Consider the following 357-nt stretch of genomic DNA (forward strand, 5'->3'; position numbering starts at 1 on the left):
ATTTAAAGATGTCAATAAATACTATGGTGACTACCACGCCCTACGCAATATCAACTTGGAATTCGAACCTGGACAGGTTGTCGTTCTCCTTGGACCTTCCGGATCCGGAAAATCTACTCTCATTCGCACGATTAACGGTTTAGAGGCAATTGATGAAGGAACGCTCATCGTCAATGGACATGATATTTCCTCTACTTCTATCAAAGAGCTCGTATCACTTCGCAAAGAAGTTGGCATGGTTTTCCAGCATTTCAACCTTTACCCACACAAAACCGTGTTAGAAAATGTTACCTTGGCACCGATTAAGGTTTTGGGAATCAATAAGGCTACAGCTGAAAAAACCGCTCAAAAGTATCT

The 357-nt window shown here is 41.7% G+C and carries 1 protein-coding gene; it reads left to right on the forward strand.

Features of this window, described 5'->3' with window-relative positions:
* The coding region (locus C1G53_RS09610) for an ATP-binding cassette domain-containing protein (protein ID WP_153046700.1) at positions 1–357 on the forward strand (357 nt) is incomplete at both ends.

It is taken from the genome of Streptococcus suis, from assembly GCF_002960445.1.
In the GTDB taxonomy this organism is placed as follows: Bacteria; Bacillota; Bacilli; order Lactobacillales; family Streptococcaceae; genus Streptococcus; species Streptococcus hyiners.